We start from the raw sequence: 17,524 nt of genomic DNA on the forward strand, positions 1-17,524 counted from the left end.
TATTCATTTAACTGGGAAGAGGATTCGGATAATTAACGTTACTTTGTGCTAAGTGCGGTTTGTTTTCCCGTGTATCTTTCTGATATTAGTGATTATGGTATTTGTATCTGGGATCAAAATAAACGGATTGAGGATGATCTCCAAAGTAGTGCTATTAACCTTTTTCGAGAAGGAAGTGACTTCATTTCCTTCTAGATGAAGATTGACCGAATTATCGAATTTCATTCGGGTCGATCAAAAAACTCTATTGGTCTACAAATCACCGATTTCTTTGCAACAATGACTTATTCTTATAATAAAGATGGGAAACCATCGCCATGTGAGTGGTGGGATAAGTTAGAGTTATCACTATATCGAAAAGATGGGCAGCTTCAAGGTGTTGGATACAAGTACTTTCCATAAAGGTGAATATACAGGTTCGCCTAACGCAGCATAAAAGGTTAGTGCCTGCTAGCACCCATCCAGATTTTTGCTTCAAAATAATTTTTTATGATAGAACCGTTAGGCGGCAAATTATTGAGGATAAAATATGAGAATTAATAAATTAGAATTGGAAAATTTTAGAGGTAATAATGTTTAACCTCTTTAGGTTTTAAAATTCTCCAATTTACTCAAAATTTTTTCATATCATAATGACAAAATCATCTTCTTATTATGGGGTAAGCACTGTCCCTTAATAATAAAAAAATTAACTGTTTACAAATTTTTAAAAAATTGGTAGAATTTTAATCGCAGTTGGGGAGGTACCCAAGTGGCCAACGGGGGCGGACTGTAAATCCGCTGGCACCGCCTTCAAAGGTTCGAATCCTTTCCTCCCCACCATGAGCCCACGTAGCTCAGTCGGCAGAGCACTTCCTTGGTAAGGAAGAGGTCACCGGTTCTATTCCGGTCGTGGGCTCCATAGCTTTAGAAATTTAAAAAAATAATACCATTTTGAACGGGGGATGTTCAATGGCAAAAGCGAAATTTGACCGAACAAAGACACACCTTAACGTTGGTACCATTGGTCATATTGATCATGGAAAAACTACTTTGACTGCAGCTCTTACAATGACTCTTGCTGCTGCAGGAAAGGCTCAGGCAAAGAGATATGAGGATATTGACTCTGCTCCTGAGGAAAAGGCAAGAGGCATTACGATTAACATTGCTCACGTTGAGTATGAAACAGAAAAGAGACACTATGCACACGTAGACTGCCCAGGACACGTGGACTACATCAAGAACATGATTACTGGTGCAGCCCAGATGGACGGAGCAGTTCTTGTAGTAGCAGCAAACGATGGGCCAATGCCTCAGACAAGAGAACATATTCTTCTTGCAAGACAGGTAGGAGTGCCATCTATTATAGTCTTTATGAACAAGATTGATATGGTAGATGACCCTGAACTCCTTGATCTAGTAGAGATGGAAACAAGAGACCTTCTCTCTTCTTATGAATTTCCTGGAGACGAAATACCTATAATAAGAGGTTCTGCACTAAAAGCTATTGAAGCCCTTCAAGCAAACAGCTCTCTTCAAAGAGGACAAAATGAATGGGTAGACAAGATATGGGAGCTTGCAGATGCTCTAGACTCCTACATCCCAGACCCACAAAGAGACATAGACAAGCCATTCATCATGGCAATTGAAGACGTCTTCACAATCACAGGTAGAGGAACAGTAGTAACAGGCCGTATTGAAAGAGGCCGCATAAAGCCAGGAGATGAAGTAGAGATAGTAGGATTTTCCATGCAACCAAAAAAGACAGTCTGTACATCTGTAGAGATGTTTAGAAAGATATTAGACGAAGGCATAGCAGGAGACAATGTAGGGTGTCTTCTAAGAGGTATTGACAAGGACGAGGTAGAAAGGGGACAAGTCCTTGCAAAGCCAGGTTCAATCAAGCCCTTCACAAAGTTTAACGCAGAGGTATACGTCCTTAAAAAGGAAGAAGGCGGACGTCATACCCCATTCTTCAACGGATATCGTCCACAGTTCTACTTCAGAACCACAGACGTAACAGGTACAATAAAACTTCCAGAAGGCGTAGAGATGGTAATGCCTGGAGACAACATAAATATGCTTGTAGAGCTTATATCTCCAGTAGCAATTGAAGAAGGACTTCGTTTTGCAATACGTGAAGGCGGCAGAACTGTAGGTGCTGGCGTTGTCACTAAGACACTCGAATAAATTTAAGGATATTTGAAAAGTTTATCGAGATTTTACTTTATTTTGGGTTTTGTAATATTGGTACCAATTATAGGGGGTGTAATTTTTGCACCCCTTTTAACTTCTTATTCGCCGCAAGCTTTTGACTTTTCTACACTAGGAACCCCGCAACCACCATCTTTTTTGCATCCTTTAGGTACGGATATTTATGGAAGAGATATTTTTTCCAGACTGCTATATGGAGGGCGAGTATCATTAGGCGTTGCTCTAGTTGCTGTAAGCATTTCTGTTTTTTTAGGTACATTTTTAGGCAGCATGTCTGCTCTACTTGGCAAGACATTTGACTTTTTCTTTATGAGATTTGTTGACGCAATGCTTTCCTTTCCTTTGATTTTCCTTCTGCTGGCAGTTCAATCTGTGTTAAAAAGGCCGGAAATTATTTATACAATGGCTATTATAGGTTTTACTAGCTGGATGGGAATAGCAAGACTTGTTAGAACACAAACTTTGTCGATAAAGACTTCCAACTTTGTTCTAGCAAGCAAGATGTTTGGTGCAAGCAATTTTTGGATTTTAAGGAAGCATATTTTGCCAAATGTGCTTAATATAGTTTTAGTTTCTGCTGTTTTAGGAATGTCCAGTGCAATTATGACTGAGTCTGCACTCTCTTTTTTGGGTTTAGGAGTACAACCACCCTATGCAAGTTGGGGCAACATGCTTGGTGAGGCACAGGATTATTTTCTCGAATATCCTTATCTTTTAATTTTTCCTGGTTTATGTATTACTCTAACTATTCTTGGATTTAACTTTTTAGGAGAAGCCCTAAGACTTTATATGAGTCCAAAAGAGAAGTAAAGATAATGAGCAGTTTTAAACTATTTGAGCCCTTTAAGCCTGCCGGAGATCAGGAACGAGCGATAGATCAATTGGTTGAGGGAGTAGAAAAAGGCTATAAGTATCAAACTTTATTGGGTGCAACTGGAACTGGAAAGACTTTTACCATTGCAAATGTGATAAATAGAGTAAAAAAACCTACATTAATTATGGCTCCAAACAAAACCCTTGCTGCACAACTGTGTTCTGAATTGAGAACTTTTTTCCCTGAAAATGCAGTTGAATACTTTATTAGTTATTATGACTACTATCAACCAGAAGCCTACATACCTCAAAGGGATCTATATATAGAAAAGGATGCATCGATAAATGACGAGATAGATAGATATAGACACTCTGCTACTCGCTCGCTTCTTGAAAGAGAAGATGTAATAGTTGTAGCAAGTGTATCCTGCATTTATAGCCTTGGTCAGCCAGAAGAATATAAGACTAATTCGTTTGTTATTAGAGAAGGTGATAAGTTAAGTAGAGACGACTTTATTGATCAATTAATCTATATGCTTTATGAAAGAAATGATTATGAGTTTAAGAGAAACAATTTTAGGGTAAATATTAACGTAGTTGATTTTATACCTTCTTTTGATGAATATGCATATAGAGTTAGGTTTGATGAAGATTCTATAAGAAGCATCACAAAGCTTCATCCTGTAAGTCTCGAACCAGTTGAAAAGATTGAAAGCCTGTGGATTTTCCCAGCATCTCATTTTATTTTGAGAGATGAGAAACTAAAAAGGGCAATAGATTCGATTAGAGTTGAGCTTGAAGAAAGAATTAAGTACTTTGAAAGTCTAGGTAAAGTTGTAGAAGCCAAAAGGATCGAACAAAGAACTTTGTATGATATAGAGATGCTTCAAACTATTGGATATTGTAAAGGAGTGGAAAATTATTCAAGACATTTTACTTTTAGAAAGCCAGGAGAACCTCCTATTACACTTCTAGATTATTTTCCTAAGGATTTTCTCGTTATATTAGACGAATCTCATTTATCTGTTCCTCAAATAAGAGGAATGTATAGGGGAGATGAGGCAAGAAAGAAAAATCTCATTGATTTTGGCTTTAGATTGCCATCAGCTTACGATAACAGACCTCTTAGGTTTGAGGAATTTATTGAAAAAGCTAATCAAATAATTTTTATGTCTGCTACGCCTGCCTCATTTGAAAAGGAAAACAGCTCTCAAATTGTGGAACAGATAATAAGGCCAACAGGTATACTAGATCCTATAGTAGAGGTAAGGGATTTTGAAAGTCAAGTTAATGATTCTATAAATGAAACAAGGGAGAACGCTAAGAGAGGTTTTAGAACTCTTATAACGACTCTTACAAAAAGATTGGCTGAAGACCTTGCAAACTATCTAATCCAGGAAGGAATAAAGGCATATTATTTACACTCTGAACAGGATGCCATTGAAAGGCTTGACGTTCTTCATAATTTAAGGCTTGGAAAATATGATGTGGTGGTAGGAATTAATTTATTAAGAGAAGGATTAGATTTGCCTGAAGTTACCAGAGTTCTTATTCTGGATGCTGATAAGGAAGGTTTTTTGAGGTCATCTACTTCTTTAATCCAAACTATTGGAAGGGCAGCTAGAAACGTAGAATCAAAGGTAATACTGTATGCATCAAAAATCACTGAGTCCATGAGAGAGGCTATAGATGAAACTAATAGAAGAAGAAAGATTCAAATGGAGTATAATTTAAAACATAATATAACGCCTACTTCAATATCCAAGCCAATATCAGATATTGTTGATAGAGATTCCGAAGGAAACTCGATTGAAGAAGAACTTAGATCTATAATTAAATCTAATAAGAATGATTTAGAATTAACTGAGAAAGAAATAAGAACAAAAATGATAGAATATGCTAAAGAATGGAAGTTCGAAGAAGCTGCAAAGTATAGAGATCTATTAAAATTATTAAAAAATATCTTTGAGGACAAGGAGGTCGATTTTGCCACTGGACTGGAAGAAAAAATTGCAAGAAAACGTTCAAAAGGTAAAAGAACGCGTTCAAAAGGCTAAAGAAGCAGCCAAAAGAAAAGATGAAGTTTTTATATTGCCTGTTACAAAAACAAAATCTACTGAAATAATAAGAGCTCTAATTGAGATGGGCTTTAATGTTTTTGGAGAAAATAGGGTTAGAGAGGCAAAGGAAAAGATTAAAGAGCTAAGCAACGTTAAATTTGAAATGATTGGACATCTTCAAACCAATAAAGTAAAAGATGCTCTTGATATCTTTACCAGGATTCAATCGGTAGATTCATTAAAACTGTTAACCGAAATTAACGAAAGGGCTGCTAAAAAGAAGATTGTGATGCCAGTTCTTGTAGAAATAAATATTAGTGGTGAAAGTCAAAAATACGGATTTTTGCCTGGTGAGGTCATGAACCTTTTTAGAGTTACCTCGTCTTTAAGATTTGTAAACATTGAGGGCTTAATGGGCATGGCTTCTCTAACCAATGATACAGATAAGATAAGAAAAGAGTTTTCTACTCTTAGAATACTCTATGAAAGATTGAACGCAGAAGGGTATAACCTTAACGTATTATCAATGGGCATGACTGATGATTTTGAGGTAGCCATAATGGAAGGCTCTAATATGGTTAGAATTGGTAGAGCATTTTTTGAGGGATTAGAAATATGATAAAGATAGGAATTTTAGGTGCAGGAAGAGTTGGAGAGGCCTTTTTAAAGGGTCTTAAGCCTCTTCATGAGGAAGGAAAGATATTTGTTGCTGCTAGTCATAGAAGGCTTGAGAGGAGAGAAGAACTTGGTAGAAAGTATTCTCTTAAAATATTTTCTTCCAACGATGAGCTTGTTCAATCGTCAGATATTGTAGTTATAACTTTAAAACCTGATCAATTCAGATCGCTTGCAGAATCTATGAAAAGAAAGGCATTGTTTAAAGATAAAACTGTTATTAGCGTTATGGCAGGCATAACTCTTAACGAGCTTTATGAAAAAGGGGGTATAGAAAGAGCGTTTAGAATTATGCCGACATTAGGTGTAATAAATCAGAATGGTTTGATGGCAATGTGCGCATCAAGTCTTATTCAACCTCAGGATTGGATGGATGTTGAGTCTATTTTGTCGGCTTTAGGTGATGTTGTAAGACTAGAGGAAGACAAATTTGCTGCATTTACAGCCCTTGGAGGTTCGGGCCCTGCATATGTAGCTCTATTAATGGAATCTTTGGTTGATTCAGGAGTTACAATTGGGCTTTCAAGAAGTATATCGAAGAAAATTGTTGAACACCTTTTCGAATCACTTGTTGGTTTAGTGGAAATATACGAGCATCCAGTTCATCTGAAAGAAGCTGTTATGTCGCCAAATGGCACAACAGCTCAGGGACTTTTGTATTTGGAATCTACTGGTGTGAAGGGAAATATAATTCAGGCTGTTATAAAAGCATATCAGAGAGCGAGGGAAATGGAGTGACTTTTAAACCTGGTATTACTCCTTTAGACATTCAGAACAAAGAATTTAGCAAAGGATTAAGAGGTTATAAAGAAGAAGAGGTTGACAAATTCTTGGATGAGTTGTCTGAAGTTGTTTCTCAAATGATTTCTGAAATCGAGAGGTTGGAAAAGGAGAATGACTATCTAAGATCTCGTATTCAAACAACTCAAAAGAAGAGCGAACTTGAAGCCTCCACTAGCGATTTTCTATCGTTGATTCAAAAAAAGGTTGAAGAAGCAAAACTTCAGGTTGAGAAAGAAGTAGAGCTAAAAAGGATAAAATCAGAAGAAGAATGCAGGGCAATGATACAAAGAACAAAAGAAGAACATACAAAGCTTTTTGCAGACATAGAAAGAATTAGACAAGAAAAGAGAAGAGAGTTAAAGAATCTTGAAGAGTTTATTTCGAGACTTCAAACCCTTGTAAACAGAGAAATTCAGAATATGGAAAGAGAAAGTTCGGTTTCTCAATAGGCATGGATTACAAAATTGAACTTAAAGTTACACCAAATGCAAAAAAAGAATCTATTGAAATAAAAGATGGGAAGATTTATTGCAAAGTAAGTGCTCCACCTGAAGACGGAAAAGCAAATAGAAGAGTTATAGAACTAATTTCAGAATTTTTTGATTGTAAAAGAAAGGATGTTGAAATATTTTCTGGAGAAAAAAGCAAAAACAAAATCTTACTAATAAAATCAGAAAATATTTTTAAAAAAATAAAAGGATGGGAGCAATAAAAGGATATGAAAAGCTATTCGTTTTTAAATGAATTTGAGTTTAAGGCAAATTGTGAGGCTGCATCAAGGTACTTGAGAGATTATTTGCCAGAGAAAATAGAAGGGATAATTGAACTTGGTTCCGGATTTGGAAAAGCATTTGATAAATTGAAAAAGGATCTGATAATCAAGTACGATAAAATTCCGTTTTTTCCTAAAGCATCTGCGCCATCTCATCGCTCTCAATTGAGTCTTGTTTACATAAATTCAAAACCATATGTAATTTTAGAAGGCAGGTTTCATCTGTATGAAAATTATGGTGTGTGGGAAGTAATATTTCCTATAGTAGTTCTATCTAGATTTAAGCCCAATATAGCCTATCTTACTAATGCTTCTGGTGGAATCAATAGCAGTTTAAAAGTTGGAGAAGTAGTAATTGTGAAGGATCACATTAATTTTACAGGTTATAATCCTTTGATCGGGTTGGCTGATATATATTTTGGCGAAAGATTTGTGGATATGAGCGATGCTTATAACAAAAAATTAAGAACGTTAGCAAAATCTGAATCAGTGAGCGTTTTGGGATACGAGCCAAAAGAGGTTGTGTATGTGGGCGTTTTAGGTCCTAGTTTCGAAACTCCTGCAGAACTAAGAGCTATGAGAACTATGGGTGCTGATATTGTTGGGATGTCTACTGTTATGGAAGTCATAGCCCTAAATGCGTTAAAAATAAAAACGCTTTGTTTTTCTTTAATATCTAATATTGCAAGTCCAGACAATCCTTTAAAGACTTCAGCAGAGGAGGTTATAGAAGTAGTTTCAAATAACAGTGACAAATTAAGAGATCTAATAGTTGATCTTGCAGGCAAGGTCGATGCAACCAAGATTTGATCTGTTTATTTGGTCTCAAATTGCTTATTTAAGAGGACTTGCCAGGGCAAAAGGTGGCAATATAAGTTTGTTCAAGGATAATAAAATATATATAAAGCCTTCTGGATATTCATTTTTTGACGTATTACCATGGAAAATTAGCATAATGGATATTGATGGGACTTTCAAAAACAATTATAAGCCATCTTCTGAATATCCAATGCATCTTGAAATTTATAGAAAATTACCATTTGTTAAAGCAATTTTCCACACACATTCATTTTATGCAACTCTTTTTGCTTTTTTGAAAAGCGCCATTCCAGTGTTTACTGAAGAAGCGAGGATTTATTTAAAAGAAATTCCACTGATACCCTTTGCTCAGCCTGGAAGCTCAGAGTTGGGGAAAAGAGTTGTTGAACATCTATCAAATGACATTCAGGTTGGAATACTTGAGAATCATGGAACGATTGTAGTTGGTAAAACTCTTAAAGAGTGTTATTATTTATCTGAACTTTTAGAAGAGAGTGCAAAATTAGCATGGCATTTGAAATTATTTGAGAAATAATGTTAATTTAAGGAGTTACGATTTTATGCACAAACATATATTTGAAGCAATGAAATTCAAGAAAGATTCTTTATTGCTACTCGATCAGACAAAGTTGCCATTTGAGGAAGTATGGCTTGAATTATCTAACGCAGATATGATAATTGAGGCCATACAAAATCTTAGAGTTAGAGGAGCACCCGCCATTGGCATTTGTGGGGCTTTTGCTCTTTATTTATCTATTTATAACGACAATAAGCTTTTAGTTGATGAGATATCCCTTAAAAGGGAGGCTAATAGAATTAAAGGCTCTCGCCCTACAGCTATAAATCTTTCATGGGGTGTAGATAAAGTAGTAGATTTTGTTGGCAAATGTATTAATTTAAATGAAATATTTGATTTTGTATATTCTTTATATCTTCAGGAAATTGAAATAAATGAAAAAATTGCTATAAATGGTGCAAAGGTTTTGCCAGAGGGAAGTATTTTGACTCATTGTAACACTGGCTCTCTTGCAGCTCCGGGTATCGGAACTGCACTTGGAGTCATTAGAAAGATGTTTCAAATGAGAAAATTAAATTTAGTTTATGTTTCTGAAACTAGACCACTTTTACAGGGTGCAAGGCTTACAGTTTTCGAACTTGAGAGAGATGCTATTCCATATAAGTTGATTGTAGATTCGGCATCTGGAATGCTAATGAGAAATTTTATGGTTGATGCTGTAATAGTTGGAGCTGATAGAATTGCTGCAAATGGTGACACAGCTAATAAGATCGGCACCTTTATGCACGCATTAGCGGCCAACTTTTATAACGTTCCTTTTTATGTGGCAGCACCTATGAGCACTATTGATTTCTCTATAGCAACTGGTGAAGAAATTCCTATAGAAGAAAGGGATAAAGCTGAAGTTATTAGATGCATGAGTTCTCTTACATGTAAAGATGATACAAGCGCTTTAAACTATGCTTTTGATATTACTCCTGCAAAGTTTATTAAAGCAATTATAACTGAAAATGGCGTATACAGTCCGAATGAGATATTGACTTTGCTTGATTAATTTTATATTTTTGAGAATGTTAATTTTTGATATAAATAAAAAAGGAGTTGTATGATGGTTGAGTACAAAAAAACCTTAAAGCTACCAAAAACTAATTTTCCAATGCAGGCTAGGCTTACACAAAGAGAACCAGAGCTTTTGAAAAAATGGCAAAAAGAAAACGTTTTTGAAAAAGCCGTAAAATTAAGGGTTAATAATGAATTCTTTTTGCTCCATGATGGTCCTCCATATGCGAATGGAGATATTCACCTAGGTACTGCTTTTAATAAAATTTTGAAAGATATGATAAACAAATATTACATGATTAAGGGAAAGTACACTCCATATGTACCTGGATGGGATTGTCACGGTCTACCCATAGAATTTCAAGCCTTAAAGACGTTGGGCAAGAGTAAGAAAGAATTTACTGTAACAGACATTAGAAAGATGTGTCAGGAGCATGCTTTGAAGTTTATTGATAGACAGAGAAAACAGTTTATCAGACTTGGAGTATTTGGATACTGGGATAAACCTTATATCACAATGGATCCAAAATACGAAGCAATGCAAATTAGAATATTTTGGGAGATGTACAAAAAGGGATACATTTATAAGGGTTTAAAGCCAGTTTTTTGGTGTCCTTCATGTGAAACTGCATTAGCTGAAGCTGAGGTAGAATATTACGATACTACTTCTCCATCAATTTTTGTAAAATTTCCTGTTGTTGATGGCAAAGGTGTGTTGGATAAAGGCGATATGATACTCATCTGGACTACAACGCCCTGGACATTGATTTCGAACAAGGGGCTTGCTGTAAAATCGGATTCGCTTTATGATTTAGTTCAAGTCAAAAATGAGCGTATACTTGTTGCAAAAGAAAGGCTGAAGGCACTTGAAGAGATTTTAGGCACTTATGAAGTTGTAAAAACGGTTAATGGAGAAGATTTAGAGGGAATAATAGCATCTAATCCGCTTTTTCCTGAGAAGAGATCAATTGTTGTGACTGCTCCTTTTGTAAGTATGGAAGATGGTTCTGGAATCGTTCATATGGCTCCAGGTCACGGTCCAGAAGATTATATAATAGGCATTCAGAAAAATTTAGAAGTTGAGTCCCTTTTAAACGACCAGGGCGTTTTTACTAAAGAAGCTCAAAGATTCGAAAATCTTTTTGTTCACGATGCAAGTAAGGCAGTAATTGAAGATCTTGAAAAAAATGGATTTTTGCTTTCTAAAAGTGAGGTTGAACACTCTTATCCGCATTGCTGGAGATGTAAAGGAAAGCTTATATATAGAGCTACTGAACAGTGGTTTGCATCGGTAGATGCTTTTAGAGAAGAAGCATTAAGGGCTACAAAAGAAGTCAGATGGATTCCAGAAAGTGGCCTTGAGAGAATGAGTGCTATGATATCCAACAGAACTGATTGGTGTATTTCAAGGCAAAGATCTTGGGGGTTGCCAATTCCAGCTTTTTATTGTGAGAAGTGCAATTCAACAATAATTAATGAGGCTACAATAAATAAAGTTTGTGAAATATTTTCCAAAGAAGGTTCAGACTCTTGGTTTAAAAAAGATGCTTCTCAAATTTTGGGAGACTATACATGCCCTATATGTGGAGGAAAACATTTTAGAAAAGAAACTGATATTATGGATGTATGGTTTGACTCTGGTTCAAGCCATGCATGCGTATTGAAACAAAGAGAAGAACTCAGATGGCCTGCTGATATGTATCTTGAAGGCACTGACCAGCACAGAGGTTGGTTTCAGTCATCTTTACTTACTTCAACAGCTGTTTTTGGGAAGGCACCGTATAAGAGCGTTCTCACTCACGGCTTTATTGTTGATGAAGAGGGTTACAAGATGTCAAAATCAAGAGGGAATGTAATCGCACCTCTTGAGGTTATAGAAAAAAGTGGAGCAGATGTTTTAAGGATCTGGGTGGCATCTTCTGATTATACGGGGGATGTAGCAATCTCAGACAGAATATTGGAGCAGCAATCCGATACTTATAAAAAATTAAGAAATACTATAAGGTATATGCTTAGTTTACTGAATGACTTTAATCCAAAAGACTCAATATCGCCTGATAGATGGCTTGATCTTGACAGGTATATTTATTCTGAATTTAACGACCTTATACAGGAGATAGATCAATACTTTTATAACTACCAATTTTATAAGATGCTTTATAAAATAAAATCTTTTATGACAATAGATTTGAGCGCTTTTTATTTAGACGTTTTAAAGGATAGGCTTTATGCAGGATTTGATAGTGAAAGAAAGTCTGCTCAAACAGTTATTTACAGGATGTTAAAGGATCTTCTAATAATTCTTTGCCCAATAATATCGTTTACTTCAGAAGAGGCATGGGGATATTTGAGGGAGTTTGACAATACGCTTCCTGAAAGTGTTTTCTTTGCTTCATATCCTGATGTGTCGAAAAATCTGGAGGGAGTTGAAAGACCTGTGGATTTTGATGTTCTGCTTGAAATTAGAGATGAGGCAAAAAAGGTTCTTGAAGAGGCAAGAAAGGATAAGCTAATAGGATCTTCATTGGAGGCACACGTAAATATTTTTCCAAAAAGCGAAAGATTAAAGAATACTTTGTTAAGGTACAAAGATATATTGCCAGAAATACTAATTGTTTCACAAGTTACTATTGATAAAATGTCTAATTCCAAGTTTTCACTTGAAAACGATGAATTTGGAATAGAAGTATTTCATGCAAAAGGGGAAAAGTGTGAAAGGTGCTGGCAATATCAAGAAAGCGTAGCAAGTAACGAACTAAAAATTTGTGATAGATGTAGGAGGGTTTTAGATGAACTATCAAATTAAAGACATCGGCTTGGCAGATGAGGGTGCAAAAAAGGTTGAGTGGGCATATCGTGAAATGCCAGTTCTTGATATCCTCAGAAAAAAATATAAGAATTCAAAGCCTTTTGCTGGGAAAAAGATTGCTGCATGTTTGCACGTAACAACTGAAACTGCAAATTTAATTACTACTTTTAGAGATGCAGGTGCACAAGTATATTTATGCGCATCGAATCCTCTTAGCACAAGTGACGAAGTAGCAGCTTATCTTGCAAGAGAAGGAATTTTTGTCTTTGCACAAAGAGGTGAAGATTCTAAGAGTTATTGGGATAATATCAGAAGATGTATTGAATCTGAACCAGATCTAACAATTGATGATGGTGCTGATTTAACTGTTACTCTTCATAAAGAATATCCTAGACTTGCAGATAAAGTGGTTGGAGGTTGTGAAGAAACCACCACAGGCGTTCATAGAATTGAAGCCCTTAACAAAGAAAAATTATTAAAATTTCCATTCATAGCTGTGAACAATGCAATGACAAAACACTTCTTTGATAATAGATATGGTACTGGTCAAAGCACTCTGGATGGCATTATTAGGGCTACAAATATATTATTTGCAGGAAAAAGAGTAGTAGTTGCAGGATATGGCTGGTGTGGAAAAGGCGTGAGCATGAGGGCTAAAGGAATGGGTGCAAGGGTAATAGTTACAGAAGTTGAACCGGTAAGGGCTCTTGAGGCAATAATGGACGGTTTTGATGTAATGCCAATGGATGAAGCTGCAAAAATAGGGGATATATTTATTACTGTTACAGGCAATTGCAACGTTATTAGATTTGATCATATTTTAAAGATGAAAGATGGAGCAATATTAGCAAATTCAGGCCACTTTAATGTTGAGATTGAAGTAAATAAGATGGAAGAGCAAAAGGTTTCAAAGAGAAGAATTAGACATGAATTGGATGAGTATACTTTCAAAGATGGGAAAAAGGTGTTTTTGGTTGGAGAAGGAAGGCTTGTAAACCTTGCAGCTGCCGAGGGACATCCCTCAAGCGTAATGGATATGAGCTTTGCAAATCAGTTTTTAAGTTCACTTTATCTGTTAAACAACAAAATAGAAATAGGAGTTTATCCCGTGCCAATAGAAATTGACAGGGAAATAGCCAGATTAAAAATTGAATCAATGGGCATGAGCATAGATACCTTAAGTGAAGAACAGGAAAAATATATGAAATCTTGGTAGTTTAGCCAAAATAACTAAAATATTGAACCTAAAAAACCTCTTTTATTTAACTTTAACTTTAGTTCTTTTTTTGCTCGATAGATTGACAAAATTTTTTGCTGTAAAGATTTTGTCAGAGGGAAGTTATGATCTATCTTTTATACGCTTTACTCTGGTAAAAAATTTAGGGGGGGCGTGGGGAATTTTTAGTGGTCAGACATATTTTTTTATAGCTGTGGGCTCTCTTTTTTTGATATCTTGCGTGATTTTGTGGTTTAAATCTCCAAATCTTAGAATCTCTTTGTCTTTTATAATTGCTGGAGTATTTAGCAATTTACTGGATAGGGCTTTAGGATCTCATCAGGTAATTGATTTTATAGATATTCATATTTTGCCAGTTTTTAATCTTTCAGACGTATATATAGATATAGGAATTTTATTGTTAATTTTTTACAACTTTAAGAGTTTTAAAACACAGGACAGGCTATAAGCCGAGTTCTGTATCCCACAAAGGGATCGCAACCATTTATCTGGGACTGAAGTTTCCCTCAGTCTCTTGCGGCCTACCCGGAAGTAATAGCGACCTGGGCAGTCTCCTTCCCTATTTGGCCTTGCTCCGGATGGGGGTTGCCTGGCCAGAAGATCGCTCTTCTGCCGGTGAGCTTTTACCTCGCCTTTTCACCTGTACTATCAAAAGATAGTAGTTTTTTTCTGTGGCCCTATCCAGAGGTTTCCCTCTCTGGCAATTAACCAGCATCCTGCCCAGTGGAGCTCGGACTTTCCTCAAGTAGTTAGCTTGTAAGTTGCGCGCCTGTCCTGTGTTATTTAACTTAACTTAATAATAACACTTTTGCTTTAAAAGTAAACCTTCAAAAATAGGTTACGTTCACTTTGTAGAAATTTTTAAAATGCTGTAAAGTGCACAATAACCTGTGACAGCTGTAAATAGAAGAACGATTCCAATAATAGTTAAAATTATCCCAACAGTATTAAATTGCATTGAAAAGCCTAGATAAATAAGAACGAGTCCTAAAATGAACCTTATGATTCTGTCTACTGTTCCTTCGTTTTGTTTCATCCTTTCCACCTCCTTTGATATTTATTCTATTATACAGCTAATATAAAGTTAGTTTAATATATTTTTCTATCTTCCTAATTTAACAATAGTTGAAAATTAACTCTTATCAATTATTTTGGCCATTGTAAATAGCTTTTGATTTTGATAAAGTAAATGAATGATTATTTTATAATATTCTATATCCGATATTATAGAAAGTTGAGGCAGAAAACTTGATAAGTGGCGATTTTTTGGATAATTTTATCAATTCGACGATATTTGGTGTATGTATTTACCAAAATGACGGAAAGATAGTTTTTGCCAACGATAGATTTTCTCAAATAGTAGGATATGATGTAAATGAACTTGTGAGGATGAGTTTTTTTGATTTTTTTACTGAAGATGAAGATTATCTGAAGAGATTTTCAAAGAAGAGTTTAAATAAAGATTATTTTTCTAAAGAATTTGAATATCACTATTACAAGTGTAAAAACGGCTTAGTTCCGGTGCAAACGTCTACATATCAAATCCTTTATAAAGGTAAATCTTCTGAGCTTGTAATAGTTCTTGACAAAACAAGAGAAAAGTCAATTGAAAAGCTTTTTTATACACTAAAACAAATAAATCAATTAATTATAAGAGAAGAAAATGAAGATATCTTGTTAAAAACTATATGTAAAATTCTTGTAAACGAAGTAGGATTTACTCTTGCAAGCGTTGGATTTATCGATGAGAACAGCAGAAGATTTAGAGCAAAATTTATAGAATCAAAATCGAAGGAGCAAAAAATGGCTTTTGAAAATCTAATCATCGGTATTGATCCAAATGTGCCTTATGGAAGAGGGTCAATAGCAAAAGCATATAACACCAAAAAGGTTGTTGTTCTCTCAGACGTGATGAAGAGCAAAACTTTAAGATATTGGCATGAATATTATAAAGAATTTAATACACAATCAATTTGTTCTGTACCTATATTGAAAGATAATAAAGTTAAATATTTATTCATGATTTATGATTCTATGAAACTGTCTGAATCGAGGGAAGTTATAGAACTTTTGGAAGAGGTAAAAAATGACATTTCTTTTGCTTTGGAAAAAATAGAATATCAAAACAGCTTAGTTTTACTTCAAAAAGCCAGCGAAAAAACACATGAATGGTTTCTTGTTATGGATGAAAATGGATATATTTTGTTTGTAAACGAAGCAGCGCTAAATATCTCAGGTTTTTCAAAAAATGAACTTATTGGCAATGATATTAAAATATTTCAATCAGAATTCGATAGGGCTGATTTTTTTGAAAATATGTTAAAAATTTTGAAAAAAGGTTCTACCTTTCACTCTAACATGATAGGAAAAAGAAAGAATGAATCCTTGTTCTATCTTGATACGATGATCTTTTCTGTAACAACAAGTGATAAAAAACGAAAATATGTAATGTTAGGAAAGGATATTTCCGGGAACTATTTTGACAATTTGACAGGTCTTTTAAACAGAATTTCATTTTATTCCGAAGTTGATTTATTTATAAAAAGGTCTTCGCCTGAAAAGCCGATTTCGGCTCTTATAAAGATAAACCCATTAAACTTTACAATTATTAACCAGGCTTTTGGCTTTGATAAGGGTAACGTAATATTAATTCAAATTGCACAGAGATTGAAGTCATTTTTTGGTCCTGATACTACAATAGCCAAGCTTGAATCAGATAGATTTGCAGTTTTTATAAAAAATAAAAAATCAGAGGAAGAAATTTTAGATCTTTCTTATGAGCTGTTAGATCTTCTTACAAAAAGCTATCTTGTAGATAATAATCAGGTAATTTCTGTATCCTTTAATATTGGGATAAGCATCTTTCCTAAAGATGGCGAAAATGCTGATCAATTAATTAACAAAGCTCTAATAGCGCTTTTAGATGCAAGGCAAAAAGGTGAAAATTGTATTGGCTTTTTTAGAAATGATCTTGGTCAGAGAGCTAAAGAAATTTTGATCTTAAAGAGTGGGTTGGAAGATGCTATTTCAAAAAAGGAATTTGTACTATACTATCAACCTTATGTAGACAAGAACTTTAATATTGTAGGAGCAGAGAGTCTTCTTCGATGGGAAAAAGGAAGTGAAGTGATTTTTCCTATGAAATTTATTCCTTATCTTGAAAGCACAAATATGATAATCTATGTTGAAGAGTACGTTCTTGACATTGCTTTACAGATTATTTCAAGACTTAATTTAAAAGGTATTAAAATACCACTTTCAGTTAATTTTTCTTATAAAACTTTAAGCAGAGAGAATATCATTGATATTTTATACATGAAGATTGGGAAGTTTAACATAGATCCTGATATGTTGAGAATCGAGATCGTTGAAAGAATTTTTATTGAAAATTTAGAGTATACAAAAAATCTGATAGAAAAGTTATCAAGTATTGGCATTCGTTTTATGCTAGATGATTTTGGTACGGGATATTCTTCTCTTTCATACATATCAAAGCTTAAAATAGATTATCTTAAGATTGACATCTCTTTTATAAGAAATATCTTTGATGAGTATACGAAAAGGGTTGTCGAAACAATAATTTTTCTTTCAAAAAAATTAAATATAAAGACAATAGCTGAAGGCGTAGAGACTATAGAACAATTTGAAATATTAAGAGACATTGGATGTGACTACTTTCAAGGTTTTTTATTTTCCAAACCACTTCCTGAGGCTGATTTTGAAAATTTCATATTAATCAATAATAAAATTTTGCCTATTGACAAGACTAATCCTTAGTGGTATTGTT

Annotated in this window: 15 protein-coding genes, 2 tRNA genes, 1 other RNA gene and 1 pseudogene; 17 read left to right on the forward strand and 2 right to left on the reverse strand. The window is 34.6% G+C overall.

Annotated elements, in window-relative coordinates:
• The first annotated feature begins 195 nt into the window (after window positions 1-195).
• The 16 genes and pseudogenes from THENA_RS04055 to THENA_RS10250 all read left to right on the forward strand — a co-directional run.
• Window positions 196-402 carry a hypothetical protein gene (locus tag THENA_RS04055; protein WP_041437928.1) on the forward strand — a complete coding sequence of 69 codons (207 nt, stop codon included), beginning with the start codon at window positions 196-198 and terminating at the stop codon, window positions 400-402.
• 335 nt (window positions 403-737) lie between these two features.
• A tRNA-Tyr gene (locus THENA_RS04060) sits at window positions 738-822 on the forward strand.
• A 3-nt stretch (window positions 823-825) separates the two neighbouring features.
• Window positions 826-901: transfer RNA gene (locus tag THENA_RS04065), tRNA-Thr, on the forward strand.
• A 50-nt stretch (window positions 902-951) separates the two neighbouring features.
• Window positions 952-2,169 carry an elongation factor Tu gene (gene tuf / locus THENA_RS04070; protein ID WP_013755870.1) on the forward strand — a complete coding sequence of 406 codons (1,218 nt, stop codon included), beginning with the start codon at window positions 952-954 and terminating at the stop codon, window positions 2,167-2,169.
• A 12-nt stretch (window positions 2,170-2,181) separates the two neighbouring features.
• Complete coding sequence (locus tag THENA_RS04075) at window positions 2,182-3,003, forward strand: ABC transporter permease (RefSeq protein ID WP_041437929.1); 822 nt, start codon at window positions 2,182-2,184, stop codon at window positions 3,001-3,003.
• A gap of 5 nt (window positions 3,004-3,008) precedes the next feature.
• A complete protein-coding gene (gene uvrB, locus THENA_RS04080) occupies window positions 3,009-5,063 on the forward strand; it encodes an excinuclease ABC subunit UvrB (RefSeq protein ID WP_013756157.1) in 2,055 nt (684 codons plus the stop codon).
• Complete coding sequence (locus THENA_RS04085) at window positions 4,993-5,685, forward strand: YggS family pyridoxal phosphate-dependent enzyme (RefSeq protein WP_052296055.1); 693 nt, start codon at window positions 4,993-4,995, stop codon at window positions 5,683-5,685. Before uvrB ends, THENA_RS04085 begins: the two co-directional genes overlap by 71 nt.
• Window positions 5,682-6,479 (forward strand): pyrroline-5-carboxylate reductase, encoded by a 798-nt coding sequence (gene proC, locus THENA_RS04090; RefSeq protein WP_013756159.1) that lies wholly within the window; start codon window positions 5,682-5,684, stop codon window positions 6,477-6,479. Before THENA_RS04085 ends, proC begins: the two co-directional genes overlap by 4 nt.
• On the forward strand, window positions 6,476-6,973 hold the full coding sequence (locus THENA_RS04095; RefSeq protein WP_013756160.1) for a DivIVA domain-containing protein: 498 nt from the start codon (window positions 6,476-6,478) through the stop codon (window positions 6,971-6,973). Before proC ends, THENA_RS04095 begins: the two co-directional genes overlap by 4 nt.
• Before the next feature lie 2 nt (window positions 6,974-6,975).
• Window positions 6,976-7,236, forward strand: a complete 261-nt coding sequence (locus THENA_RS04100; protein ID WP_013756161.1) for a DUF167 domain-containing protein — start codon at window positions 6,976-6,978, stop codon at window positions 7,234-7,236.
• Between the two features lie 6 nt (window positions 7,237-7,242).
• A complete protein-coding gene (locus tag THENA_RS04105; protein WP_013756162.1) occupies window positions 7,243-8,106 on the forward strand; it encodes a purine-nucleoside phosphorylase in 864 nt (287 codons plus the stop codon).
• Window positions 8,090-8,650 (forward strand): class II aldolase/adducin family protein, encoded by a 561-nt coding sequence (locus THENA_RS04110; RefSeq protein WP_013756163.1) that lies wholly within the window; start codon window positions 8,090-8,092, stop codon window positions 8,648-8,650. The genes THENA_RS04105 and THENA_RS04110 overlap by 17 nt, the downstream gene beginning before the upstream one ends.
• 25 nt (window positions 8,651-8,675) lie before the next feature.
• A complete protein-coding gene (mtnA, locus tag THENA_RS04115; protein ID WP_013756164.1) occupies window positions 8,676-9,686 on the forward strand; it encodes an S-methyl-5-thioribose-1-phosphate isomerase in 1,011 nt (336 codons plus the stop codon).
• A gap of 54 nt (window positions 9,687-9,740) precedes the next feature.
• On the forward strand, window positions 9,741-12,497 hold the full coding sequence (gene ileS, locus THENA_RS04120; RefSeq protein ID WP_013756165.1) for an isoleucine--tRNA ligase: 2,757 nt from the start codon (window positions 9,741-9,743) through the stop codon (window positions 12,495-12,497).
• Entirely contained in the window at window positions 12,481-13,716 is a 1,236-nt protein-coding gene (ahcY, locus tag THENA_RS04125; protein ID WP_013756166.1) for an adenosylhomocysteinase, read from the forward strand. The genes ileS and ahcY overlap by 17 nt, the downstream gene beginning before the upstream one ends.
• 22 nt (window positions 13,717-13,738) lie before the next feature.
• Window positions 13,739-14,161, forward strand: a pseudogene (locus THENA_RS10250) (signal peptidase II); the annotation flags it as partial.
• Window positions 14,162-14,166: 5 nt separating this feature from the next.
• Here the strand turns inward: THENA_RS10250 and rnpB are convergent.
• Window positions 14,167-14,514: RNase P RNA component class A (gene rnpB / locus THENA_RS09765), an RNA gene on the reverse strand.
• Window positions 14,515-14,581: 67 nt separating this feature from the next.
• Window positions 14,582-14,773 carry a YgaP family membrane protein gene (locus tag THENA_RS04135; RefSeq protein WP_013756167.1) on the reverse strand — a complete coding sequence of 64 codons (192 nt, stop codon included), beginning with the start codon at window positions 14,771-14,773 and terminating at the stop codon, window positions 14,582-14,584.
• A gap of 230 nt (window positions 14,774-15,003) precedes the next feature.
• Here THENA_RS04135 and THENA_RS04140 point away from each other — a divergent pair, with 230 nt between their 5' ends.
• A complete protein-coding gene (locus THENA_RS04140; protein ID WP_169309413.1) occupies window positions 15,004-17,514 on the forward strand; it encodes an EAL domain-containing protein in 2,511 nt (836 codons plus the stop codon).
• The last annotated feature ends 10 nt before the right edge of the window (window positions 17,515-17,524 follow it).

Origin of the sequence: Thermodesulfobium narugense DSM 14796 (assembly GCF_000212395.1) — a bacterium.
In the GTDB taxonomy this organism is placed as follows: Bacteria; Thermodesulfobiota; Thermodesulfobiia; order Thermodesulfobiales; family Thermodesulfobiaceae; genus Thermodesulfobium; species Thermodesulfobium narugense.